Consider the following 1,084-nt stretch of genomic DNA (forward strand, 5'->3'; position numbering starts at 1 on the left):
CTGATTAAGAGTCAGCTGCTCTACCAACTGAGCTAATCACCCATCCATGGCGTCGCTTTAGCGCACGACCTCATCACACTCAAGAGGGTATTTGCATCTCGCGATGAGAAACTCACAGCCGTTTCCGCCGGAGCAGTCGGAAACGGCCGAAGTCTCGCCTTCGATCGATCCTGTCGTCAGCGCACGTCGATGAAGTTGCCCCTGAGGTCGAAGCGGCAATTGAAGAAGGTGGCGCCGCGGGAGCCATCGTAGTTGCCCTGCACCCAATAATAGCGGCCGCTTCGGAAGGCCATGTTGACGGTGATGCGATTGGGGCGCACGCCGAAAGCGGCGGAGGCTTCGCCCTGGCAGAAGCGCGGCATCATCCTTGCGTCGACACGATCCGGCTGTTGCGTGTCGTCATATTGCGGCGGTCGCTCCGGGCGTGGCCGTGTGTTGCCGCCGGCCGACGTGACGCGGCAGACGCCATTGCCGGCGCCCCGGCGGGTGTAGCTGATCGAGGGCGAACCATCGCGGTTGACGCTGATCGAGACCGTGGTTCGTCCCTGGCTCGCCTCGTAGTAGTCGTTGCTGAACCGCTTCAGGCGTGCCTCGCTGCCGTTGATGTAGACGGGACCGCCCCGATCGGCGTGGACCTCGATGCGGCCTGGGCAGGTGGCGTTGAAGAACGGCACGTCTGCCTTCGCCTCGGTGGCGATGCCGGCAAGGATACCGACGAGCATTCCTGTGGCGATCGTGCTGCGCATGGGGATAACCTCTCCAATCATCGCTCGTTTCGTGTGGCCCGCTTCGTTGCAGTATGCCGAGCATGTGGCTCGCGTCAAACGGGTCTTTCGTCGCGTTTCCCCTTTGGCCTGTATCGGCAGGGCGCGCGGATGTGGCCGTAACGCGCTTGGCAGAGGCAGAGCAAGTTCTCCACAGGGGGTGCGCTAGCCCCATGAAATTTTTCAAAAGATTTTCACAAAGGCGCTGGACAACCAAACCGAACGCCTTTATACGCCCCCTCACGACAGCAGCGGGACACACCGCAGCGGTCGCGGATGGGTGATTAGCTCAGTTGGTAGAGCAGCTGACTCTTAATCAG

General features: G+C 61.3%; 1 protein-coding gene. It reads right to left on the bottom strand.

The features are described 5' to 3' along the window. Positions 1 to 176: 176 nt before the first annotated feature. Complete coding sequence (locus L981_RS35320) at positions 177 to 746, bottom strand: hypothetical protein (RefSeq protein WP_197067222.1); 570 nt, start codon at positions 744 to 746, stop codon at positions 177 to 179. Positions 747 to 1,084: the final 338 nt, after the last annotated feature.

The organism is Ensifer sp. ZNC0028, assembly GCF_000799055.1.
Taxonomy (GTDB): domain Bacteria; phylum Pseudomonadota; class Alphaproteobacteria; order Rhizobiales; family Rhizobiaceae; genus Ensifer.

What these genes read in the sequence shown, in the direction of transcription:
- L981_RS35320 (WP_197067222.1), bottom strand. Translation starts at nt 746, where the DNA reads ATGCGCAGCACGATCGCCACAGGAATGCTCGTCGGTATCCTTGCCGGC.